This window comes from Serratia sp. CoH_134_PS_4 (genome assembly GCF_058190535.1).
In genome coordinates this window covers 147827-170648 of sequence record NZ_JBXWKI010000009.1, presented here as the reverse complement: position 1 = coordinate 170648, position 22822 = coordinate 147827, and the positions used below count along the sequence as shown (strand labels likewise).

The following is a 22822-nucleotide window of genomic DNA, read 5'->3' as shown; positions in this document are numbered from 1 at the left end:
TCGGGCGCGGTAGGCTGCGCACCGACGTTATTTAATAACTTTCCCGGTGTGGCGTAATATTACTGAAAATTAAAATCCTAGCGATTTGGCATTATCTTTGGTGACTTCAAGAATTTTATTAAACCGAATCACTTTCTTATCCATATCGACGTCGGCTTTACCCAACCCTTCGATCGACAAGTCTTTCGTCACTTCTTTGCCCTGTAACAACTGATCGGCGACCGTCACCAGCGCATAACCCGCGTCTTTCGGGTCCCACAGCAGCGCTTTCTTGATGTCACCGCGTACCAGGTAAGGTGCAGCCTGTGCCGGCATGGCAATACCGACTACGGCAATCTTGTCCTTGGCGCGCTTCTTGGCGACTGCCTGGCCGGCACCGATCGGGCCGAGAGAGCCGAAACCGATAATGCCTTTCATCTGCGGGTAGGTTTTCATCAAATCCAGCGTGGTGGCGTAGGATTTATCGATGCTTTCCGCCACCGGCAGGCGCGAAGTGACCTCGAACATGTCCGGGTATTTGGCTTTCTGGTACTTGATGGCGGAATCCGCCCACGCGTTGTGCAACGGCACGGTCAGTGACCCGACGTAAATGGCATAACCGCCTTTGCCGCCCATGTCTTTTGCCAGCTCATCGACGTTGGCCTGTGCATACTTCTCGCTGTCGATGGTTTCAATGTCCCACTGGCCAATCTGCTGATCCGGTGATTCATGCGTCAGCACCACGATGCCTTTTTCACGTGCCTTCTTCAGCACCGGCTCCAGTACCTTGGCGTCGTTGGGTACGACGATGATGGCGTTAACGTTCTTGGCGATCAGGTCTTCAATCACTTTGACCTGTGCGGCAGGATCTGGGGTAGAAGGCCCGGTCTGATAGGCATTCACATCGAGCTTTTTCGCCGCGTCATTGACGCCGACTTCCATACGGTTAAACCAGGGAATGCCGGTCACTTTGGCGACCACGGCAATCTCGTACTTTTCAGCCGCTAAGGCAGGTGTTGTCGATAACATGCACGCAGAAACCACACATGCATTTAATAATGCGAGGTTAAATTTCATTCGCTGTACCTTTTTTATCTGTAGGGGTGGTTTTATTCCACCGGAGCAGATTACAAAGGAATGGAAGAGGGCGCGTAACGAGAGTTAGGGAAGTGTGATCTGCACACATTTAGGTAAAATTATGACGGTTTTAATGTTAATTAAATGTTTAATAATTTAGGGGTGGTAATTTTACCACGTAAAAACACCATAAAATTAACAATTAATTAAACTAAAAATAACAAATAAGAAACAAAATGAGTGTCGATGCGGGGGTGTTGAGGGGGTAAAAACGCCGGCCTGGGGGCCGGCATTGAAGCATTTATCTGTTGTGTGAACAAGATCACCTTACGGCGATGTTAGAGCACGCCCTGTGCCAGCATGGCGTCGGCGACTTTGACGAATCCAGCGATATTGGCGCCGTGTACGTAGTGAGTTTGCTTCCCTTCACCGCCATATTCCACACAGGATTGATGAATATCCGCCATGATATGTTGTAAACGTACATCCACTTTCTCCGCCCGCCAGCCAATGCGTGCGGCATTCTGCGCCATCTCTAAACCAGACGTCGCCACGCCACCGGCGTTGGCGGCCTTGCCTGGCGCAAACAGCACGCCGGCGTCCAGGAATGCATCGGTTGCCTGAATGGTGGTTGGCATATTGGCGCCTTCAGCCACGGCTTTCACGCCGTTGCGGATCAGCATCTGCGCGGCGTCCAGATCCAGCTCATTTTGGGTGGCGCAAGGTAGGGCGATATCCACCGGCACGCTCCACGGCTGCTGACCGGCCAGATACGTCAGACCGCGCTCGCGGGCGTAATCTTCCACCCGGCCATAGCGCTGGTTCTTGATCTCCGCCAAATGGGCCAGTTTTTCGGTAGTGAAACCGGCCTCATCGACCAGCGTGCCACCGGAGTCTGACACGGTGATCACACGCGCATCCAGCTCCAGCGCCTTCTCAATGGTGTACTGCGCCACGTTACCTGAACCGGAAACGGCGACTCGCATGCCTTCAAAACCTAGCCCATGGCGTTGCAGCATGGCATCGGTAAAGTACACCAACCCATAGCCGGTAGCCTCTGGGCGAATCAGACTGCCGCCAAATGAAAGCCCTTTGCCGGTAAACACGCAGGCAGTGTTGTTGGACAGTTTTTTCATCATGCCGCTCATAAAGCCGACCTCCCGGCCGCCAACGCCGATATCCCCGGCAGGCACGTCGGTATCTGGCCCCAGATGGCGATACAGCTCTGTCATCAGTGCCTGGCAGCAACGCATGATCTCTGCCTGGCTTTTGCCTTTGGGATCAAAGTCCGAACCGCCTTTTCCGCCGCCCATTGGCAGGGTGGTCAGCGCATTTTTAAACGTCTGCTCAAAGCCAAGGAATTTCAGAATCGACAAATTCACCGATGGGTGGAAGCGCATACCGCCTTTGTAGGGGCCGATGGCGGAGTTGAACTGCACGCGCCAGGCACGGTTGACCTGCACTTGGCCGCGATCATCTACCCAACTGACGCGGAACTGGATGGTGCGCTCTGGCTCCACCAAGCGTTCCAGCAGTGCATATTCGCGATAGCGCGGGTTGCGCTCGATAAACGGCCACAGCGAGGTGAAAACCTCTCTGACTGCCTGCAAATATTCCGGCTGATGGGGATTATGCTGTTGTAACGAAGACAGGAATGATTCTACCGATGAAGCATTTTCCATGGATAACTCCTTTTTACCCTTCGTCTTCCACACTACAGCGTGGTTGGCTTCCCGCCCTCACCCCAGCCACTTGATATAGCCAAGTTATTGGGGATTCATGCGTTTGCCGCCTGGCTGTAACCTGTAAGCGATTGGGTATAGCGTGATTTTTCCCCCATTATTTTTATAAATATGGGTATGGATAACCTCTGGGGGAGGATGTTGTGTCTTTAGCGACTATATCACTGGAGGGCGGTTGATTATCAAGCGATTAATGATGGCAGCGGAACAAAAAACGCCCGCGAAAGCGGGCGTAGGCTAATTATGTTAGTGTGTGCTTACTTAATCTTCGGCTTTTTCGTCTTCGTCACGCAACGGCACAATCAGCATGTCGATGTGCACGGTGTTGATCAACTGACGTGCGGAGGACATCAGCTTGCTCCAGAAATCCTGATGGTGGCCACAGAGTACCAGGTCCATATCGTATTTCTTGATGGCATCGACCAGCACCTGCGCCAAATCGCCACTGCCGCTCAGGGTTTCAGTAATCGGATAGCCGGCATTTTGTGACAACTCGGTCAACGCGTGGTGCGTTTCTTCCGAGATACGTTTCTGCATGTCGCCGAGATTAACGTCGATCAGGCCGGTGTACAGGTCGGAATAGTTAACATCTACGTGGATCAGGGAAACTTTGGCGTTGTACGGACGCGCCATAGATACGGCTTTTTCCACCAGGATTTTGCTCTCTGGTGATAGGTCTACCGCGATCAGAATGTGTTTGTAAGCCATGAGAATACTCCTTCCATATAATGCCGATTAAAAGGTTAGCAGGCATTCAGCGTACCAGCCTGGCGCTTCAGGTTTACCTGCATTTTATCATTCAGATAACGTAATGATATGTTGGGGCGATCACACTGCATCGCATCAAAAAATCTCTTTATCTCTACTCAGTCAGTTGTACACCCACCAGGCAGGAAATCCTATCGCCTATAGGGCTGCGTGAAGGTTGACCGATTGAAATATAAGCATTCTTGAACAGAGTATAGCCCTAAATACCCCTTTGGGCAGAAGAAAAGACCGTCAGCGTCTGTCAGGGCGGTTATGAGTTATAACCCATCGGCAGATGACAAAATGGCGGGTTGCGGTAAATTTTATCTACTGCTCAGGCCAGTTTGTGTTTCGTTAACCTACAATAATGACTATGGGCCTTATCATTTCCCCTCTGAGCTAAAGCTGCGCGATAGGTATCCGCATGGCGATAGGCTGTCTCCAGAGGCGGTGGGTTATGCGCGGCCTGTGCGGTGACAAGGGGATCGGAGCGGTAGGCTCCAGCAGTAATGCGTGTATAGAGGTAGGGCAGTTGGACCCGGCGGAGCGCCGTGGATAACAACGCCTTGAGGAGGCAATCATGATCAGTACCGTCGCGCTGTTTTGGGCTCTGTGTGTGGTGTGTGTGTTAAACATGGTGCGGTATTACTCTTCTCTGCGTGCGCTGCTGGTGGTTCTGCGCGGCTGCGACCCGCTGCTGTACCAATATGTCGACGGCGGCGGCTTCTTTACCGCTCATGGCCAGCCGAGCAAACAGATAAGGTTGGTGCGCTATATCTTCTCGCAGCGCTATGTCGAGCATCATGATCCGGAATTTATTCGCCGCTGTGAGCGGGTGCGCGGGCAGTTTATGTTGACGTCCGCCCTGAGCGGGCTGGTGTTTATCAGCCTTATCGCGCTGATGATCTGGTATTAAGGCCGTTTGTTTTCCGCGTAGCAGACAAAGAAAAGGCGGCCACCAGGGCCGCCTTTCTCATGGAGCAAACTGCTTAGATCAGCTTAAGTGCCAACCAATACAGTGAACCGGAAAGCAGTATCGAGATCGGCAAGGTCAGTAACCAGGCCAACAGGATGTTCTTCACGGTTTTGCTTTGCACGCCGCCGCCGTCCACGATCATCGTCCCGGCAACCGCCGAAGAGAGTACGTGGGTAGTGGACACGGGCATGCCGGTATAGCTGGCAACACCAATCGACAAGGCTGCGGTCATCTGAGCCGACACGCCTTGGGCGTAAGTCATGCCTTTCTTACCGATTTTCTCGCCAATGGTGGTCGCCACACGCTGCCAACCCACCATGGTGCCGAGTGACAACGCCAGAGCAACCGCGACGATAATCCAGATCGGTGCATACTCAACGGTTTGCAGCAGATCCTGACGCAGGTTTTTCAGGAAACGTTGGTCCTGGCTTGAGGTTTCAGGCAGCTTAGCGATCTTGTCTGCAGTATCCGTTACGCACATCAGCAGGCGACGCAGATGGCTGCGCTGATCTACCGTCAGTTGATCGTAACTTTGCAGGTTGTTCAGCAAGCCGGAAGCAAGCTGAATCGCCGGCATAGCGCGGGCACTGTCACAGTGGAACTCGGCGGGTTTATCCGACGATACGTCCTCGTCCGGGCTTGGCACCAACGGAGTGAGAGCGACCACGTGCGACAAGGCATCACCGTGCTGTTGGTAATATTGCTGCAGGTGGGCAACGGCATCACGTGTACGGGTGATGTCATAGCCGGTTGCATTCATATTGAGCACGAAACCCGCTGGCGCCACGCCGATCAGCACCAGCATAATCAGGCCGATACCTTTCTGGCCGTCGTTAGCGCCATGCGAGAAGCTGACGCCAATAGCCGACAGGATCAATGCGATGCGCGTCCAGAACGGCGGCTTACGTTTGCCGTCGACCTTTTCACGTTCCGCAGGGGTCATGTGGATACGCTGGCGTTTCTTGGTGCCACTCCAATAGCGGCGCAAGGCAAACACCATCAACCCGGCGACCATCATGCCGACCAGCGGCGAGATGAGCAATGACAGGAAAATACCAATCATTTTCGGGACGTTAAGCGCATCCACCACCGAAGTGTGTGTCATCAGTGCGTTGGTCAAACCCACACCAATAATTGCGCCAATCAGCGTATGGGAGCTGGAGGCCGGCAGACCGAAATACCAGGTGCCGAGGTTCCAGATGATAGCCGCCAGCAGCATGGAGAACACCATGGCTAATCCGTGTGCTGAACTGACGTTCAACAACAGATCTGTTGGCAACAGATGAACAATGGCGTAAGCAACACTCAAACCGCCGAGCATAACGCCAAGAAAGTTAAACAAACCAGCCATCACGACCGCAAGTTGCGAGCGCATGGCACGGGTATAGATTACTGTAGCAACCGCATTGGCCGTGTCATGAAAACCATTGATGGCTTCATAAAACAACACGAACAACAATGCGAGAATTAACATCAGGCCGGTATGGAAATCCAGGCCAGCGAACAAATGCAGCATAAGCGTTACGCCAGTTTGTGGACATGAACGCCGCGCATTATCAGTGACAACCGGGGCCGGGGAAAAGGAAAATATGACGTTTTTTTGATTTAGATATGACGAAACGATGGCACCGATATGACAAAGATATGAAATATCAGCGCGTTATGCTGTCTGGCTCGTTGTAATATTTTCTTACTATGGCGTTGCCGGCGTCATGGCTTTACAATCTGCCGCCGTAAAGTTGCCGGTTACCGGTGGCGAAACGGCGTAATATGGCGGCCTTTTGTCGCGATTGTGGTTTTTACACCCAAAATAATTGGAGCGGCAGCTTCAAGTATGCAGGGGATATTCAGAGAGGCGCAGGTGGAACAGTTTGATGTCGTGGTAATAGGTGCGGGCGCAGCGGGTATGTTTTGCGCGGCTCAGGCAGGGCAACTGGGTTGCCGGGTGCTGCTGCTCGACAACGGCAAAAAACCGGGGCGTAAAATCCTGATGTCCGGCGGCGGGCGCTGTAACTTTACCAATATGTACACGGAACCGGCCGCTTACCTGTCGAATAACCCACATTTCTGTAAGTCGGCATTGGCGCGTTACACCCAGTGGGATTTTATCGATCTGATCAACCGCTATGGCATCGCCTATCACGAGAAAACGCTGGGGCAACTGTTCTGCGATGACTCGGCACAGCAAGTGGTCGAACTGCTGGTCAAAGAATGTGAGTTGGGCCAGGTGACGACCCGTCTGCGCAGCGAAGTGCTGAGCGTGGAAAAAACCGCGGATGGCTTCGAGTTGACGCTGAATGGCGATAAAGTAAGTGCTCGCTCACTTGTAGTGGCCAGCGGCGGTCTGTCGATGCCGGGCCTGGGCGCTTCACCCTTTGGCTACAAGTTGGCCGAACAGTTTGGCCTGAAGGTGCTGCCAACGCGCGCCGCGCTGGTGCCTTTCACGCTGCATAAACCGCTGCTGGAGCACCTACAGACCTTGTCCGGTGTGTCTGTGCCGGCGGTGATCACCGCAGAAAACGGCGTCAGCTTCCGAGAAAGCATTCTGTTTACCCATCGCGGCCTGTCTGGCCCGGCGGTGCTGCAGCTGTCCAGCTACTGGCAACCTGGTGAGTTTGTGAGCGTTAACTTACTTCCTACGCTTGATTTGGCGGGCTTCCTCAATGAGCAACGTCAGGCTCATCCTAACCAAAGCCTGAAGAATACCCTGGCGCTGCACCTGCCAAAGCGCTTGGTGGAGTGTTTACAGACGTTGGGGCAACTGCCGGAAGCCACGCTTAAACAGCTAAACCCGACGCAGCAGGCTGCGCTGGTGGAAACATTACAAAACTGGCGTGTACAGCCTAACGGCACCGAAGGTTATCGCACGGCGGAAGTGACGCTCGGTGGCGTAGACACCAAAGCGCTCTCTTCCAAGACCATGGAAGCTGCCAAGGTGCCGGGTCTGTATTTCATTGGTGAAGTGGTGGATGTGACAGGGTGGCTGGGGGGATATAACTTCCAGTGGGCCTGGAGCTCGGCCTGGGCCTGCGCTCAGGCGCTGGCGGCGGTGCAGCGACAACAAAGCCGTACGGAGCATGAAGGCTGATAATCAGGCACTACTACATTCCCCCTGTGATAAACGTGGTTATGGCGTGATGTTTTCTTCACAAATGCGTAAGTATGATCGCGATCAGTTTGAGAACGGCCTGGACACTTCAAAAATGCCGATCGATCAGGCGTCATTCAAAGGTGTCTTTAAAAAAGACTCATCTAATACTTCAGTATTACCGGATAGGCTAAGTTAATTTTTGATAGCTTATCCGGGGGCTAAGTAGGTATTTCGCCCTTGTGCAACGGACGCTCAGCTATCGATTTTCTCGGGCAGTGACACCAGCAAGACATCGGTTTTGGCATTGTTAATCAAATGACGGGATGTCGGCATGAGTCGGCTCAGGAAATTATGCCGATGCCCGCAGATCAGCAGCTCGATATGTTTTTCAAACAGGATTTTTTCGATTTCCCGATTAAAGTCACCGACGACCTCCAGTGCTTCGACAATCGAGGACGTATCATAGCCGCCATCGAGTAGAAATTTCTTTAACAGGTTAACGTCATCGTTAATCACCCGAGTTTGAAAGCTATCCAGAGGATCGATAACCACGCCAGAATACAGCTCACTGACATCGACGCCGACATGCACGACATACAACTTCGCCTGAGTGGCATGGCTGAGAGAAAGGGCGCGGTCGAGCAGTTTCTTGTTGTTGTCTTTTAAGTCCAATGCCACAAGTATATTTTTATAAAGCATACGGCTCTCCTTTTCTATTCTGATTGTCTTGATAATAGCGTCTACCCAGAAGGGTTTTAAATCAAACCTGAATAACCGGTCAGGGTAACGACTTTTTTATATTAATGTGGTCGTTGAATTTAAAGGTTAACAATGTTTATTATCAATCGTCGAAAGCAAAGTCATCGAGAAGCGTAACATCAAAGGAGGCGATTATCCGTTAATCCTAGGTAGCTGGCGTTAAGTATGCAATTTGTGAATCCAATTTTCTGGTTTTGGGGGAGTGATGACTTCCGACTTTTGCTCCCTCATTTTTTTAACGATAAAATTTATTATTAACATGATGCCAACAACATACTGAAGAGGAAATAAGATGAAAGATTTGCTGGATAAATGCAGTGATAAAGGGTGTTCCATTGATATGGGCTCGGTACTGGACAACGAGAATTGCACGGTGACCGTCACTAACCATTTCGATACCTATGAGCAGGCCATGGCACACTTTGAGGAGATGGAGATCCGTGCCAACAACGTGGCATCTGAAAAGTACCCCTGCCATTTGTCTCATACCGTCAAGATATTGAATAAAAAGTATATTGCCAGGATCGACATGACGTTTTCCTGCCAGGCAGAAGCGATTATCTTTGAGTTGGAGATGCAGCATCGTATCCACGACTAATCCCGCCGTTTAATTTTCCAGGTTATGAAATCATGAAAGATATGACAATAGCGATCGTCATTTGTGAGAGAGAACTGACTCGTTTTATTCAGGGGCGAATTTGCGACATCAATCAGGGGACGGAAACGCCTCGTCTGGCGGTGGCTTTTATCCAGAAATACGGCAGAGGCATGGCCGATGCATTGTCATCGGTCTATGGTACGGCGGTCGCGGGTGAAAGCATTATGAAAATAACCGAAGGGAAGTTAAGCCTGATAGACCCTGACTGGAGTGAACATAATAAAGACAGGTTTTGTGCACGCCCAGCAGATCTAAAGTTAACCCCTCCTTAATTTATAGACAAAATACCGGGAAGGATAATGCAATGGATTATGCTGTTGCTGGCCATATTATTTGAGGTGATGGGAACCATTTGCATTAAATACGCGCAGGTCTATCAGTGCGATAAACTTTACCTTATTACATTAATAGCGATATGCATTTCCTATTTTTTCTTTGCCAAAGCAATCAGAACCATTCCTCTGGGCATTGCTTATGCCCTATGGGAAGGCATTGGCATTATACTGATCGTTTCTTTGAGTTATCTGCTGTTTCATGATTCGGTATCGCCCCTCAAGCTATTGGGTTTTTTATTCATTATCTGTGGTATTGCCTGTCTAAAATGTGGGGTAGTCAAACCTGCCGCGAGCCGTTAAGCCTTGTGCGTCGAGAGAAGAATGCTGGTTTCGGTGTTGGAAATGCCATCGATGCGGCGGATGCGGCCCAAAATTTTATCGAAATTCTCCAGGCTGTCGGTGCGGATTTCCACCAAAATATCCCATTTACCGTTGGTCGTATGCAGGGTGAAGACCGACGGTTCGATACGTAATTGCTGCAACACACTTTGTGCACGGGTGCCTTCAACGGCCACAGACATCCAGGCGCGAATGCGGTTATGTTCCACGCCTGGCTTTATGCGGATGGTGTAGCCGGTAATGATTCCCTGCGCTTCCAGCGCCTCAACTCTTTTTTGTACCGTAGCGCGCGAAACTCGCACCTTATTGGCGATCTCGGTGATCGAAGCGCGGGCATTTTCACGCAGCAGGGCGAGGATCTGGCGGTCGGTGTCATTCATGTTGTCAAAGTGTCACAGGTTGGTGTCGGTTTGTAAAAATATAGAGCAATTTAGCCAGTTATCACACTGTTTGGCGTCAAATTGATTTTCCATAATGGGGGCGCATTTTCATCCCCGATCCCAGTGAGAAACAGCATGCAAACCACCCAATCCGTTTTTATGGTTCGGCCATCTGGCTTTGCCGCCAATCAAGAAACCCGGCACAGTAATTTCTTCCAGAAAAACGCGGTGAATCATGAAGATCACGCGGTGGGAGCCTTAGCTGCCTTTAACGGTTATGTCGACGCGCTGACGCAAGCTGGCATCGAGGTGACGGTGATAGAGGATACTGGCGGACAGGAAACGCCGGATGCGTTATTCCCCAATAATTGGATTGCACTGCTGGCTGACGGCAGCCTGTACACCTTTCCGATGGAAGCCAACAACCGACGACGGGAGCGTCGCGAGGACATTATTGAGCAGCTCGCCAACGATTTTAAGGTTGAACGACAGATTGATCTTTCGGCCTACGAGCTGACAGGGCGTTTTTTGGAAGGCACCGGCTCGCTGATCCTGGATCACGTTCACAAGCTGGCTTACGCCTGTCTGTCGTCACGAAGTTCGCCGGACGTAGGGCGCGAATTTGAGCACCACTCCGGCTACCGGATTATCTGGTTCGACGCTGCAGACCGCCTCGAGCGGCCCATTTATCACACCAACGTGATGCTGAGCGTCGGCGCGCAATATGCCGTTGTTTGCCTTGCCAGCATCCGCGACCAAGCGCAAAAAAGCGTGCTGATCGCCACGCTGAAGCGCAGTGGAAAAACCGTTATTGACGTCAGCTTCGCTCAGATGGAGGCCTTTGCCTGCAACGTGCTGGAACTGCGAGCCAAAGACGGCCACCCGGTTTACGCCATGTCGACCCGGGCGTGGGCCAGCTTCACGCCACAGCAGCAAGCGCTGATCGGCGGCTATGCCCGCCTGGCGTTAGGGCCGATCGATATCATTGAAGATCTCGGCGGCGGCGGGGCGCGCTGCATGTTGGCGGAGATTTTCCTGCCAAAGAAGCTCTCGCTGGCCTGAGCCGGCCCGTACTCAGCCTAATCCCAATTGATTGAGCAACATTTTGTTCAGCTCGGTGCTCTTGTTGACGTTGAGCTTGCGCATTGCCGAGCGTTTATGGGCGCTGATTGTCTTTTGGCTGCGGTGCAACATGCCAGCGATGGTGCAGGCAGACATGCCGGTGCTCATCAGCCTCAGCACTTTTTTTTCGCAGTGGCTCAGGGCGGCGATGCGGCACTGCCGGCATTTCCAGATGCCGCTGGCGTGCAAGGCGACCCAGGGTTGCTGGCAGAAACGTTCCAATGCCAGTTGTAGCTTGCTACGGATGACGGCGTCATCGTCGCGCCGATTAATGCAAAACAGCGCCGGATGCTTATGCGCATAGTGAGCTTCGCGATCGTTGAGGATCAGTACGGTCATTTGCCGGTGGCGTGGCGTCTGATAAGGGCTTTGATAACAGCGGGCACAGCCGCAACCCTCTTCCAGCGTGCGGAAGATAATTTCTATCGGCTCCAGTTCCTGCAAATCAGCCGAATAACCACGACGGCTTGCATTGAGACCATTAAGGTAATCTTCGACCAACAGGCGCAGACCAAGCTGATAAAATTTATCGTTACCCAACAGGGTGAACCGAATATTAAGCATAGTTACTCCTCAAAGCGCAGATCGTGCGGAAACAGTCGCTTGGCTTGACGTTGCAGACTGGCGGCTCGCTCGGGGTGTTGCAGCAATCGGCTGACGGCCATCAGGTTGATGTAAATATTGGCGTCCGGACGCACGCGGATTTCGTTTTCCGCCCACTGTTGGTAGCTCAGCAACGTCGCCGTATCACGGGTTTGCGGGTATTGCAGCAGCCGTTGTAACTGCACGTCGTAGTCGTAACGCACCTGCCAGGGCGTCGGCGTGATGACCCGGCCCATAGGGTCGAATTGCCGCAGGCCACTTTTTTCCACGGCGGTAATAATCAACGCGCTGTGCAGGCCATTGAGCAGATAAGGCACCATCAATGCCGCGATGCCTGCGGCGGCCAGCCGCAGCGGGGTTTGAGCACGGGAGCGCAGCGGCAAACGGCGGGGCACGTCGGCGGCGCGCAGGATCGCCAGCAGCAGCACCGCATGGGCAGCAGAAAGGTAAAGTGGGTACTCCACCATCATATGTAGCAGGATGGGCAGCGCCGCCATCCAGGGGGCAGGGCGCAAAGGCAGCGCGCGCGTGCGTTGCAGCAAGCGCCAAAACCCCCAGCAGATCACGGCGACACCGCCCAGGCTCAACAAGCCGCCTTCGACGCCCCACAGCAATATTTCGTTGTGCGGGTGGCTGATAGCGACAGTTTCCATACCCGTGCTATGGGTGGTGTAAAAGTGATGCAGGAAATCGTGCTGGAAATGCCCATAGCCCCAACCGAACCAGGGGCGCTCGGCGATCATGCGCAACGCTTCCAGCCAGTAGGCCAGTCGATAAACAATCGGCTCCGCCACGGTGATTGCCCTTGTGGCACCGTTAAGCATTACCAGCAGCAGTCCAGCGGCTATCCCGGCAATCAGTAAAAGCACGGCGACGGCGGCACGGCGGCGATGAAGGCGGTATAGCACCCACAGCTGGAACGGCGACAGCAATATGGCCGCCAGCACCCCAACGCGTGAGGCAATAACGATCAACAACAGCGGTGCCAGCACCAGCATGCTTGCTGCCAGCCATTGCAGGTGGCGCGGCAAAGGGCGACGGGTGCTCAACAGATACAGCGCCAACGCCAGGCCGGTGGCCATAAAACTGGCCATCAGGTTCCATTGTTGGAAGATGCCGTAAGGGCGATTTTTCAGGCTGTTGTAACCGATCCAGTTACCAGGTTGCAGCAGCGCGTATTGCACCAGGCCGAACACGGCCTCGATCACCGTTGCTGCCAATAACAGCATCAGCAGGTTGCGCCTGCGTACGCGGTCGAGCGGAATTTGCAGCAGTGCAAAGTAAGCGAGCACGCCGAGTACCAGCCCCATCAGACGCGGCAGGGCTTCACTGAGCCAGGGCTGCTGTGCCCATAACAACGGCAATAATAGAATCAGGCCGCCCAGCGCCAGCCGGTTAAAAAAGGCCGAGGTCATTAACGGCGGGCGGCTGAACAACATCGCGCCGATAACTGTCAGGGCGATGAAAATCCCACCGACCAGATTCCACGGCAGGTAAAACCCGCTGCCGCCGCGATTGGGCCAGTAAATGTGCATGGCGATCAGGCAATAAAATGCCGCCAGCCCGAATAACCAGGCCGCTTTGGGTTTGGACATCATGACGTTTTCCTGCAACCGCCGGGCTTACTGGTAAGCCAGTACGAAGTTGGCCACCGAGCTGAATTCACCCTCGGTAATGGTTTTATTCTGTATCGCGCTGGGGTGGCCTTGCACATAGGCGGTGAAATTCAGGATATTGGCACCGTCCTGCAATGCCACTGCGCTGGTGGCCTGGTTCAAATCAATGTCGGCCCCCTTGCTGTCAAACAGGGCGATGGCGGCACCGTTGGTACCGTTATTGATCGCCAGTTTGCCCGGCAGTTCGCTGTCTTCGGTGCCGCTGAAGGTGACATTGACCGATTTGAACACCGACGTTTTACAGTCGGTCAGCTTGATGTTGAACGGCACCGGGTTGCTGTGACCGTAGCGATACAGGGTTTTGACGATCACGGTGTCCATCTCCACCACCTGATCGGCCGATTGCGGCTCAATATTGCACGGCCGGCTCACGACGGTGCCGTGAAACTGTAATGGCGAACCGACCAGTTCGGTATCTGCCAGGGTGGGCAGCGTTGCAAACAATAAGGGTGTGCAACTCAATAGTGCTAAGGCACGCAAACGCATCGTCTTTTCTCCCTGGGCTACTCGAAGGCTGCCACTATGGTGGCTGAGGCGTTAAATTCCCCTTCCGCGATTTCCTTACCGCCGTTGGCCAACGGTGCGGCAACCAAATTCCAACTGCCGCCGTTACCGATGTTGGGCACCGGGTAAAACTCATTGGGGATCACCAGGCTACCGTTATGTTTGATCTCGATACCGAGATCGGTTTTATCGGTTTTAAACGCGTTGTTGCTGAAGGACGCGGGGGTGCCGGAAACCGCCAGTTTGATATTCAGCGTGCCGTCTTCGAAGCTGCCGCCTTCACACTGAAAACGCACCGGTATGCTTTGTGGATAGCTGGTGCCGTTCAGGTTGCTGCCGCTGATTTCACCGAATTCGACGTTGATCAGCTGGCCCTCATTCACCACGCATTTATCCGGCACATACAAAATGGCGGACTGAATAAACACCTGCGCCATCGGGTTAGGGCCGAACCCTGCGTCGGTTGATCCTAACCGGCCATACATCTCGATGATTTGCCGGTCATTAATCTGCACGCCGTTGATGATTTTTTTGCGCACCCGGAAGGTGACCTTGCCCTTGGATCCGCTTTCATAGTTATTGATCTGCGCATAAGGCGGATTACATGAGTGGTTGGTGTATTCATTGGAGACGTTGTAAAAAGGCACGGTGACATAGGCCTTTTTATTACCGGCAATCCACACCTCGGCTTTTAAATCCAGGTAGTCATTCAGTTTTAAATAACCGTTGCCGTATTCGGAAGGCGGCAACGCCGAATCCGACTTATAAAAGTGTGGGCTGCGGGGGATTGGCGTATCACAATAGGCTTTGCCGGTATATTGACCGCCTAATGAGTAGGTGAACTCTTTGGTAAAACCGACGGTATTGGTAATGTTGGTTTCGTTCAGATCGATATAAAACGGCTTCGGGCCGCCGTCTGGCGTCACATAGCCGTTAGCCCAAACTACAGGGGCCGACAGCGCCAGTGCCAGCGGCAGGCAAACGTTCAGGTAGGTTTTTTTCATCGCGTTTTTGAACCTCACAGGTAAATCACCTGAATGTGCGCCACGCCGGAAAAGCCGGCCGCCATCACTGCCCGCTGCGTTGATTCCACGCTGGCGCTGAACCACAACGTATTGCTGCCGGGTTGCAGAATGTAGGGCTGGCTCTGTTGGTTGAGTGACAGCGCACGCCCCTGCTGATCCTTCAACCGCAGGCCAATACCTTGCACGCCGCCGTTAAGTTTCAGCAGATCCGGGTTGTTGATATCGCTGTCGCCGAGAAACACCAGCGTGGCCGCTTGCTCACCTTTTAAATAAAGCTGTCCGGCATCGCCGTTTCGCTGGCCTGCCGGGTTATCCGCGAGAGCCTTGGCTCCCAGCAGACAGTTGCGGAACGAGAGGCGAAAACGCACCGGCGTGCTCTGGTCGCCGGCATTTTGGAAGTCACGTGCGTTGACGTCGCCCAAATCAATGGCCTGATCCTGGCTGTCCGGCGTCAGGCTGCAGGGGGAACTGAGCAGGCCGCCATGAAAGCTGACGGTGCCCGTGGTGCCTTGGATTACGCCCAGTGGCGTCGCCGCCGTTGCGCTGCCGGTGAACAGCAACACGCCGAGCAGCAGGGGCCGCAGACGGCCGCCGGTGAATTCAGCCATGTGGGATCTCCTTATTTTTTCGCATCGGGCACGGCGTTGCAGACGCTGCCGTTACAGGCAAAGCGCAGCTCAGGGTGGCCGCCGTAGTCATTGATATAGGTGATGACAAAGCTGTTGAGGCCGTTGTCGCGCAGCTTGAGGGTTTCGCTGGATTTCGGTTTCAGCATGACGGGCTGGAAATCGCTCAGTGCGCCGCCACCTTGTTTCTGCGTCTGACGGGTCATGCCGGTCAGGGTGATATAAAACGGCGTAGGGTTTTCAACGGTGAAGCCGCCAGCGCTTTTGTGGAACACCAGCTTTTCCTGCCACACGTCACCTTTTGGCGCGACGATAGCCTTTGGCCGGTAAAACAGTTTGATCTGGGTTTGCAGCGCCAACTGCATCACATTGGTTTTGCTGCTTTTTGGCGGAATTTCACGCAGGTTGAAATAGAACACCGATTCGCGATCCTGCGGCAGGCGATCGGCCTCCGGGGTCTTGGTGATACGCACTACGCTGCGTTCGTTGGCCTCAACCCGCTGCAATGGCGGCAACACCACCAGAGGCGACGTGATTTTCTGGTGCTGTTCGTTTTCCAGCCAAGACTGGGCCAGGAAAGGCAGTTCCTTGTTCTCGTTGACAATATTCAGGCTGATGGATTTCGCGTCGCTAAGGTAGACGGCACGCGTACGATCCAGCGATATTGCCGCATTGGCGACAGGGGCTGCAGCGGCCAATGCCAGGCCCAGCGCGGCCATTTTTGCTAACGGTGAGTTATTCATAGTCATCAATTCTCTGTGTTACGGATTACAGTTTGGCGCACGGCAGCAACAGCTGGTCCAGCGGCTTGGCGGCGCCCGGTATGACAATGCGGCACTGGCGCTGGCCTTCCCAGGCGACATCCAGTTGCTCTTGCGGCTGTACACCGGTCAGATAGACCGAGCCACCGTCGTTCACTACCGCCACTTCGCGGCCACGCTCGCTCAGCACCGTGGCACCAAACGGCGGCTCGCTGCCGTCGGCCAGTTTGATGGTGGCCAGCAGTTTGCTGCCTTTCACGACCTCAAAGTGGCGGTAACCGATGGCACCTTCGGTCAGCGTGCCTTGCACCACCGCGCGGGTGGCTTCAACATCGTCTGCCAGCGTATTGACGTCGATACGGGTGTCGGTGTTGTAGTAACTGGTGATGTCGGAGATCACCGCCAGGCCGAAGCGGTTGCTGTAGGCGCGGCCGTTGTTGATTGGCACCCCGGCAATACCGTCGGTATCCAGCATCATCCGGCTGCCGCCGTTGCTGGAGTTTTGGTGCGCGGCAACGCCATGTCGGGTAGCGGTAATGCCACTGCGGAAAGTACCGCCAATCGACGAGTAGCTGTCCTGCTGGTAAGACGCGCTGGCGTTGAGCGAGCCAAATGACGCGTTATGGCTGTAGTAGCCACGGGCCAGTGATTTACCGGATTGGTTAAAGCCGCCGCTGACCTGCCAGGTGTTGTTCGGATCGGTGTAGTCGTTGTAGGACGCCATCTGTGTAACGTCGCTGTTGCTGGTTTGCAGCGAGTAACCCACTCGGCGGCGATCGCCAATGGGCACGCTGAAGTTCACCATCACGCTGTCATCGGTACGGCCGTGGTAGGTCGTGCGATACGCCGACAGCGATGCGGTGATGTTGCTGACATTGCCGACGTTGAATAATTTGCTGGCGGACAATCCGTAACGATCCTGTGCCCTCGCGTCCCAATAGGTTTGGTGCGAATAGGTCAGGTAAGCGGTGATCGCTTTGGCGCTGTCTTCCGCCATAAAGGTTTTGCTGGCGGTAATGGTGTACAGCTCTTTCTGGCGCCCGTCGTAGCGTTCATCGTAGTCGCTGTAGCGTTCTTGCAGATACTGCGACATGTTCATGAATTTACGCTGTGAGAAGCGGTAGCCGGCGAAGGTAATCTGGCTGTTCAACTCATCGAAACGTTTGGCGTAGTTGACCTTGAATGACAGGCCACTGGCGGTCGGTTCGTTGGGCAGGCGGGCGATGGACTGAGTCACATCCACCGACATGGCGCCAAACACGTTCAGGTCACGGCCCAGGCCGAGAGCCCAGGCGTTGTAATCACCCCCAATCAGTGCCCCGCCGTACAGTGACCAGGCGCTGGTCAGCCCCCAGGAGAAATCACTGGCGGAGAATAACGACCCCTGCATGCGATGATCGTAAGCTGAGGGTTTGCCCACGGCGACGTTGTAGCGCACATAGCCAGGGCGAGTCAGGTAAGGGATGGTCGCGGTATCTACCTGGAAAGTGGACACGCTGCCGTCCTGCTCTTCCACTTTCACGTCCAGTCGGCCACGTACCGAGCTGTTGAGATCCTGGATGGCGAACGGCCCGGCGGGCACGGTCGTTTCATACAAGGTGCGGCCTTCTTGCGACACGGTAATCTTGGCATTGCTTTTGGCAATACCGCGAACTTCCGGCGCATAGCCCTGCAAGTTTGGCGGCAGCATACGTTCGTCGCTGGCCAGATTCAGGCCGGTAAAACGGTAGGAATCGAACACGCCCGAGTCGAGGAAAATTTCGCCAAGGGTCAGTTTGGCGGCCTGCATCGGCAGCGCGCGGTAGGCGTAGATCTGGTTCCAGTCGAAATGACTGTCGCGTTCGCCGGCCTGCTGGTTGTAATTGGCCTGATAATCAGCGCGCAGGCGCCAGGCACCCAGGTTGGCACCTACGGTCCCGTAACTGCTGAGATTTTCTGCGGTGTTGTTATTGTGGCTCTGTTTACCGACCTGGCCGCTGATGCTGTAATCCAGGAGCAATCCGGGGATGCCGTCATCCCATTGTTCCGGTGGCGTCCAATCCGGATCGGAATATTTCATCCAGGCCTGGGGGATAGTGATCGCCAGTACGCCGCCGCCGATACGATCGGAAATCGTCGCCCCTTTGATGCCACTGATATCGGCGCAGCTGTTGTCGTGCCACAGGGTGATTTTCTTGGCGGCCTCTTCTTTCAGCGCCATTTTTTCGACCAGATCCGGCGGCAGGCAGACACGGGAGCGATCCTGTTTATCCGACGACGGATAATAGTGAATGCTGCGCTGGGGCAGGGTTTTCTGGTTGATTTTAATATCCAGCAGATAGGCGCCGGGCATGACGTAATCGGCGTCGGAAAAGCGTGATAAATCCACTTTACTGCGTTCGCCAATATCTAATACGTCGGTATTAAATTCCGTGGCGGAAAATGCCGAATGCACCCAGAGGAAAGATAGAATGACGGTGAGGGGTATTTTTTTCCGTGTCAGTAATGACGTCATAGAATAATCACTCATGGCAAATCCGCGCCCAATAGCAGGTCATCCTGTACGACCTGAATACGTAATACGTGATGTCATTCAGTGCCAAAAATCGGCACTCGCCTATCAAGGCGTTACAGATAAGACAGGGTAAATTTTGCCAGTGAGTTGAATCCGCCGGCTCGGGCCCTGTCAGGCTGAATGCGTAGCTGGGCGCCAAAGCGCAGCGTATTGTCGCCGGCAACGATCTGGTAATCCGCGGTGGTGCTACCTAAGGGGATCGGGGTACCGGCTGCAGTCAGCAGCTCAATGGCTACGCCCTGTGCTTCACCATAAACACCCAATAACGCGGGATCCCGGCTGTCTGCGGTACCGTCGAAAGTGACGGTGGCGGCGCGATAGATAAAGTCGGGTTTTACAATGCTGGCCAGTTCGCAATTCACCAGCTTGATCTCAAAATTGCGTCGGCTGCCGATCAGGACCGGCTGTGAACCCAAGGAGGCATCGGTCATGGATACCAGCCCGAAATCGACGGTCTGATCCAGGCTCTCACTGGCAATGCCGCACGGGGTTTCGACGATTTCGCCGCCCAGACTGAGCGTGCCGTGGCCCTGATTTTTTGCCGCCGCTTCTGCGCTACACACGCTGAGCGTGATAAGCAGTACGCCCAAAATTGGGTTTGTCATGCTGGCGTCTCCCTGTTGCCTTTGGTCCCGTTACCCACTATCCGTACAGGTAAAACGGGGACACCAATACGGCGTCCCCGAGGGGATTACAGGTATGCCAGAGTGAAGTTTGCAACGCTGGTGAATTCGCCTGGAACCACGGCGCCAGAAGCGCTGCTGCCTTGCAGATAGGCGGCGAATTTCAGGGAGTTGTTGCCTTCGGTCAGGCCCTGGCCGTCGGTTGCTGTACCCAGCTCAACATCTTTGGAATGCAGGTTGTCATAGATCATGATGCCAGCGCCGGTTGCGGTGCCGCTCAGAGCCAGAAGTTTGTTGTTATCTGGATCCGGGGTACCTGTAAAGGTCACTTGGACGTTCTTCATCGTCGCGATGGAGCAGTCTTTCAGTTCGATGCTGAATGGCTCGGAGCTGGATTTACCTTCTTTAGCCAGCAGACGGCTGCTGATTTGGCCCATAGGTACAGTCTGATCAACAGATTCCGGTGCTACGCTGCATGGCGCATCAATAATTTCACCGGTAAAAGTGACTTTACCGCTACCCTGGTTAGATGCGGCATGAGCAACAGATGCGGAAGCGAAAGCAATCACAGTTGCCAGCATTAATTTATTCAGTTTCATTTCTCAAGTTCCTGTAGAGAGTATTTAAATAAAAAGAACAGCACATCTAAATCCCCCACAACAGCAGCAACGTCATGTCGCCGACGCCGTAGTTGGAGCCAGATCCTTTTGCTCTGGGCAATACGCCACCCTCCATTATTCATGAGTGAATAACGAAAGTTTTCAGAATTCGTAAAATCGAAATCCTTAAAAGAAAAATAGGTATATCACCATAGCGTCTTGCTGGGATTATTCTTGCAAATAATAGGCGTGATTGGGAATAGCTTTTATTAATTTAAGTCAAATACAGAATATAAAACCAAAAGGAAAAAGAAATATATATGATTGAAAATCAATAGATCGTATACAAATATTATCCAGAATAAATGACTATATAAATGGCAATATGCGAGATATTAGATCGCCAGAATTAGCGTTCACACTACAATTAACAATATTGTTTTGATAATATCGCCATCAGACAGCAGATGATGAATTCTGGCTGTTAATCATGGGGTAAAAGTTAACTCTTTGTTTTGAAAGGTAAGCAGGTCAGTAATACTGGCTTGAAATGCGGCTTTTATTCATCGTTGCGACGATAACTTCTTTTCGGTGCTTAACAAAATTATAACAATGTCAGTGGGGCGGGATTATTACCCATTCCCTGCCGTTATTGCGATTTTTTGTTATTTAACTCGTTAGGATTAATCAGAAACGGTCAGATCCCGCAGGGCTTCGCGACATAATAATGACCTAAGTGATAATTAAGAGATGATAAACGGAATGATTACCATAATTAATGATTCAATGCGCCGTTCTGCAGTCACTACATCTGTACTGATAATGTCTTTCTTACTGCTGTCAGGTTGTGCAGGGAAAAACAGTGTTGGTACTGTTGCTGTGAAAAATGTTTCACAGAACAATCCTAAGGAAAAAACCGATGAGCAACGTATCGCGCTCTGTCAGCAGCGGGTTAATTCACTTAAGAATATTAATCCGCAAAGCTATCAGAAACGGATTGCTTATTTTAATGGATTACTCACCAACGCTTCTGGATATGCCGGTATTCGCAGCAATGTTGATGAAAGTACGCGTAAGGCGATAGACGCGCTTTATAAGTATAAAACCGAGAAATTCTGCGCTGACGTTGAACATGAGCTGATGTCCGATCTGTCCAGCCGGGTAGAGAGCTTATAGCGATGAGAAAGTGCGCGGAAGGAGCCGCTGCTTTGCTGTTGTTATTGGCGGGACAGACGGCGTTTGCGGGGGATGACGGTATTCCCGCGCTGTTGAAATTTGCCGAGCAGCAGGCGGCGCCGGTGGCGGAAAAAGCCCCACCTGCGACGCAGAAGCCGGCTATCGCCAAGCCCAAACTTGCCACGTCAATGGGGGCGGAGAGGGCTCGGTTGGCAGCGTTGAATCAGACCTTACAGCAACAGGCTGACACTATCCGTCTGCTGGAGCAGAAATTGGCGGCTCAGAATGCGCTACCTATGCCAGTCATCGAGGAACCCGTGGTTGATATTCAACCACTGGTGGCGGCGCTGAAGGGGATCCGTCGGGCCATCGCACCTCCCCCGGCGCTGGTCGCCATGGCGGCATCCTTGGCACGGCAACAACGGGTCGCCACAGAGCAAGATCGGCAGTTGCAGCGGCTTCGCCATCAGTTGGCAACCCTGCGGCAACCGCCATCTCTGGCCAGCGATGTGGATAAACAGGCCTATGCCGCTGGCGTTTCGCTTGGGCGTGACATCGTGCAGCTGCAAGAAGAGAACCGCCTGCTGGGTATCGATGTCGATCGATCACGTTTGCTGGCGGGCATCGCCGATACGCTGACGGGCAAGCCGCGGCTGGATGATGCGGCCGTTGACAGCGCGTTGCAGGCGGCAGACGAGGTACTGCAACAGGTTCAGCAGAAACGGCAGCAGGCCATTGGGCAGGATGGCAAGGCTTACCTTGCCGATTTCGCCAAACAACCTGGGGTGCAAAAGGATCCACTCGGCTTCTATTACCGCGTGGATTATGCCGGCAGTGGTGAGATAGCCGCAGATGACAACGTCGATATTGTGGTGCGCGAGAGCCTGCCGGGTGGGCAAGTGATTAAGGATATGGACGTCGCTGGCACGGTGATTTCACAGCCGTTAGCAAAATACCCGCCGTTGTTTCGCGCAGCCATCAGCAAACTGAACAAACACGGATCCATTACGCTGGTGGTCCCCCCTGCGCTGGCGTATGGCGATAAGGGAAGTCCACCTGCTATTCCACCGGGAGCAACCATGATTTACACCCTGCGCGTAGCCGACGCGTTACCGCAGGACAGGAGTAGGCGAAAGTAACTCAAGGAGAACGCGATGGCCAAGGTGCCGGTAACATATGAAATCAGGAAGTCACATATGCTAAACGTGTTACGAAAACTGTGTATGGAACGTGCCGCCGGGGCGGGAGGGCACCATCCACCCGCGCCGGAACACTGGCCTAAAACCCGGGAACTGGCGGATAAATGTGGCGAGAATATTTACACCACGCGCACATTATTATTGGCATTGGAAAAAGAGGGTAAAGTGAGCTGTACCCATCGCAGTATCAATAACTCGTTACGCTGGTATATTTGCGTATCGCCAAAAAAAGTGTAATTCCTTTCCTGCCTTGTGTTTTTGACTATCTTTC

The 22822-nt window shown here is 53.3% G+C and carries 24 protein-coding genes; 9 read left to right on the top strand and 15 right to left on the bottom strand.

What is annotated here, in order from left to right:
* Window positions 1-69 precede the first annotated feature (69 nt).
* From AC2FCQ_RS15855 to uspA, 3 genes are all read right to left on the bottom strand, one after another.
* Window positions 70-1056 (bottom strand): autoinducer 2 ABC transporter substrate-binding protein, encoded by a 987-nt coding sequence (locus tag AC2FCQ_RS15855; RefSeq protein ID WP_209639318.1) that lies wholly within the window; start codon window positions 1054-1056, stop codon window positions 70-72.
* A 338-nt stretch (window positions 1057-1394) separates the two neighbouring features.
* Window positions 1395-2738, bottom strand: coding sequence for an NADP-specific glutamate dehydrogenase (gdhA, locus tag AC2FCQ_RS15850; protein ID WP_490308690.1), 1344 nt, complete (start codon window positions 2736-2738; stop codon window positions 1395-1397).
* A 321-nt stretch (window positions 2739-3059) separates the two neighbouring features.
* Complete coding sequence (gene uspA / locus AC2FCQ_RS15845; RefSeq protein WP_012147365.1) at window positions 3060-3506, bottom strand: universal stress protein UspA; 447 nt, start codon at window positions 3504-3506, stop codon at window positions 3060-3062.
* A 619-nt stretch (window positions 3507-4125) separates the two neighbouring features.
* On the opposite strand from uspA, the gene uspB reads away from it, so the two are divergent.
* Window positions 4126-4461 carry a universal stress protein UspB gene (gene uspB / locus AC2FCQ_RS15840; RefSeq protein ID WP_061808549.1) on the top strand — a complete coding sequence of 112 codons (336 nt, stop codon included), beginning with the start codon at window positions 4126-4128 and terminating at the stop codon, window positions 4459-4461.
* Window positions 4462-4534: 73 nt separating this feature from the next.
* On the opposite strand, the gene pitA is transcribed toward uspB, so the two are convergent.
* Window positions 4535-6037, bottom strand: a complete 1503-nt coding sequence (gene pitA / locus AC2FCQ_RS15835) for an inorganic phosphate transporter PitA (RefSeq protein WP_209639313.1) — start codon at window positions 6035-6037, stop codon at window positions 4535-4537.
* 345 nt (window positions 6038-6382) lie between these two features.
* Between pitA and AC2FCQ_RS15830 the strand changes: the two genes are divergently transcribed.
* On the top strand, window positions 6383-7609 hold the full coding sequence (locus AC2FCQ_RS15830) for a BaiN/RdsA family NAD(P)/FAD-dependent oxidoreductase (RefSeq protein ID WP_490308688.1): 1227 nt from the start codon (window positions 6383-6385) through the stop codon (window positions 7607-7609).
* 255 nt (window positions 7610-7864) lie between these two features.
* Here the strand turns inward: AC2FCQ_RS15830 and AC2FCQ_RS15825 are convergent, their stop codons facing one another.
* Window positions 7865-8311: a universal stress protein gene (locus tag AC2FCQ_RS15825; protein WP_265556065.1), complete on the bottom strand. Its 447-nt coding sequence runs from the start codon at window positions 8309-8311 to the stop codon at window positions 7865-7867.
* 352 nt (window positions 8312-8663) lie between these two features.
* On the opposite strand from AC2FCQ_RS15825, the gene AC2FCQ_RS15820 reads away from it, so the two are divergent.
* From AC2FCQ_RS15820 to AC2FCQ_RS15810, 3 genes are read left to right on the top strand one after another with little or no spacing between them, the layout of a single operon-like run.
* Window positions 8664-8969: a DUF406 family protein gene (locus AC2FCQ_RS15820; protein ID WP_265556064.1), complete on the top strand. Its 306-nt coding sequence runs from the start codon at window positions 8664-8666 to the stop codon at window positions 8967-8969.
* Between the two features lie 32 nt (window positions 8970-9001).
* Window positions 9002-9301: a hypothetical protein gene (locus AC2FCQ_RS15815; RefSeq protein ID WP_490308687.1), complete on the top strand. Its 300-nt coding sequence runs from the start codon at window positions 9002-9004 to the stop codon at window positions 9299-9301.
* 27 nt (window positions 9302-9328) lie between these two features.
* Window positions 9329-9664 (top strand): DMT family transporter, encoded by a 336-nt coding sequence (locus tag AC2FCQ_RS15810; protein ID WP_265556063.1) that lies wholly within the window; start codon window positions 9329-9331, stop codon window positions 9662-9664.
* Here AC2FCQ_RS15810 and AC2FCQ_RS15805 read toward each other — a convergent pair.
* A complete protein-coding gene (locus AC2FCQ_RS15805) occupies window positions 9661-10083 on the bottom strand; it encodes an Lrp/AsnC family transcriptional regulator (protein WP_404760816.1) in 423 nt (140 codons plus the stop codon). The genes AC2FCQ_RS15810 and AC2FCQ_RS15805 overlap by 4 nt on opposite strands.
* A 135-nt stretch (window positions 10084-10218) precedes the next feature.
* Between AC2FCQ_RS15805 and ctlX the strand changes: the two genes are divergently transcribed.
* Window positions 10219-11145 carry a citrulline utilization hydrolase CtlX gene (gene ctlX / locus AC2FCQ_RS15800; protein WP_490308686.1) on the top strand — a complete coding sequence of 309 codons (927 nt, stop codon included), beginning with the start codon at window positions 10219-10221 and terminating at the stop codon, window positions 11143-11145.
* 12 nt (window positions 11146-11157) lie between these two features.
* Here the strand turns inward: ctlX and AC2FCQ_RS15795 are convergent, their stop codons facing one another.
* From AC2FCQ_RS15795 to AC2FCQ_RS15755, 9 genes are all read right to left on the bottom strand, one after another.
* On the bottom strand, window positions 11158-11769 hold the full coding sequence (locus tag AC2FCQ_RS15795; protein ID WP_209639258.1) for a helix-turn-helix transcriptional regulator: 612 nt from the start codon (window positions 11767-11769) through the stop codon (window positions 11158-11160).
* A gap of 2 nt (window positions 11770-11771) precedes the next feature.
* Entirely contained in the window at window positions 11772-13406 is a 1635-nt protein-coding gene (locus AC2FCQ_RS15790) for a PglL family O-oligosaccharyltransferase (RefSeq protein WP_490308685.1), read from the bottom strand.
* A 24-nt stretch (window positions 13407-13430) separates the two neighbouring features.
* Window positions 13431-13970 carry a fimbrial protein gene (locus AC2FCQ_RS15785; RefSeq protein WP_209639253.1) on the bottom strand — a complete coding sequence of 180 codons (540 nt, stop codon included), beginning with the start codon at window positions 13968-13970 and terminating at the stop codon, window positions 13431-13433.
* Window positions 13971-13987: 17 nt separating this feature from the next.
* Window positions 13988-14992 (bottom strand): fimbrial protein, encoded by a 1005-nt coding sequence (locus AC2FCQ_RS15780; RefSeq protein WP_490308708.1) that lies wholly within the window; start codon window positions 14990-14992, stop codon window positions 13988-13990.
* A gap of 14 nt (window positions 14993-15006) precedes the next feature.
* Window positions 15007-15621, bottom strand: coding sequence for a fimbrial protein (locus tag AC2FCQ_RS15775; protein ID WP_061808539.1), 615 nt, complete (start codon window positions 15619-15621; stop codon window positions 15007-15009).
* An 11-nt stretch (window positions 15622-15632) separates the two neighbouring features.
* A complete protein-coding gene (locus AC2FCQ_RS15770; RefSeq protein WP_416221889.1) occupies window positions 15633-16388 on the bottom strand; it encodes a fimbrial biogenesis chaperone in 756 nt (251 codons plus the stop codon).
* A 19-nt stretch (window positions 16389-16407) separates the two neighbouring features.
* A complete protein-coding gene (locus AC2FCQ_RS15765; RefSeq protein ID WP_265556058.1) occupies window positions 16408-18909 on the bottom strand; it encodes a fimbria/pilus outer membrane usher protein in 2502 nt (833 codons plus the stop codon).
* A gap of 98 nt (window positions 18910-19007) precedes the next feature.
* The gene (locus tag AC2FCQ_RS15760; RefSeq protein ID WP_404760819.1) at window positions 19008-19559 is read right to left on the bottom strand and encodes a fimbrial protein; all 552 of its coding nucleotides are present in this window, start codon (window positions 19557-19559) and stop codon (window positions 19008-19010) included.
* A gap of 86 nt (window positions 19560-19645) precedes the next feature.
* Window positions 19646-20176 (bottom strand): fimbrial protein, encoded by a 531-nt coding sequence (locus AC2FCQ_RS15755; protein WP_209639245.1) that lies wholly within the window; start codon window positions 20174-20176, stop codon window positions 19646-19648.
* A 762-nt stretch (window positions 20177-20938) separates the two neighbouring features.
* On the opposite strand from AC2FCQ_RS15755, the gene AC2FCQ_RS15750 reads away from it, so the two are divergent.
* The 3 genes from AC2FCQ_RS15750 to AC2FCQ_RS15740 are packed head-to-tail and all read left to right on the top strand — an operon-like array spanning window position 20939 to window position 22788.
* Entirely contained in the window at window positions 20939-21352 is a 414-nt protein-coding gene (locus tag AC2FCQ_RS15750) for a YuaE family lipoprotein (protein ID WP_209639242.1), read from the top strand.
* Between the two features lie 2 nt (window positions 21353-21354).
* Entirely contained in the window at window positions 21355-22491 is a 1137-nt protein-coding gene (locus AC2FCQ_RS15745; RefSeq protein ID WP_490308684.1) for an FKBP-type peptidyl-prolyl cis-trans isomerase N-terminal domain-containing protein, read from the top strand.
* 15 nt (window positions 22492-22506) lie between these two features.
* Window positions 22507-22788, top strand: a complete 282-nt coding sequence (locus tag AC2FCQ_RS15740; RefSeq protein WP_209639236.1) for a FaeA/PapI family transcriptional regulator — start codon at window positions 22507-22509, stop codon at window positions 22786-22788.
* Window positions 22789-22822 lie beyond the last annotated feature (34 nt).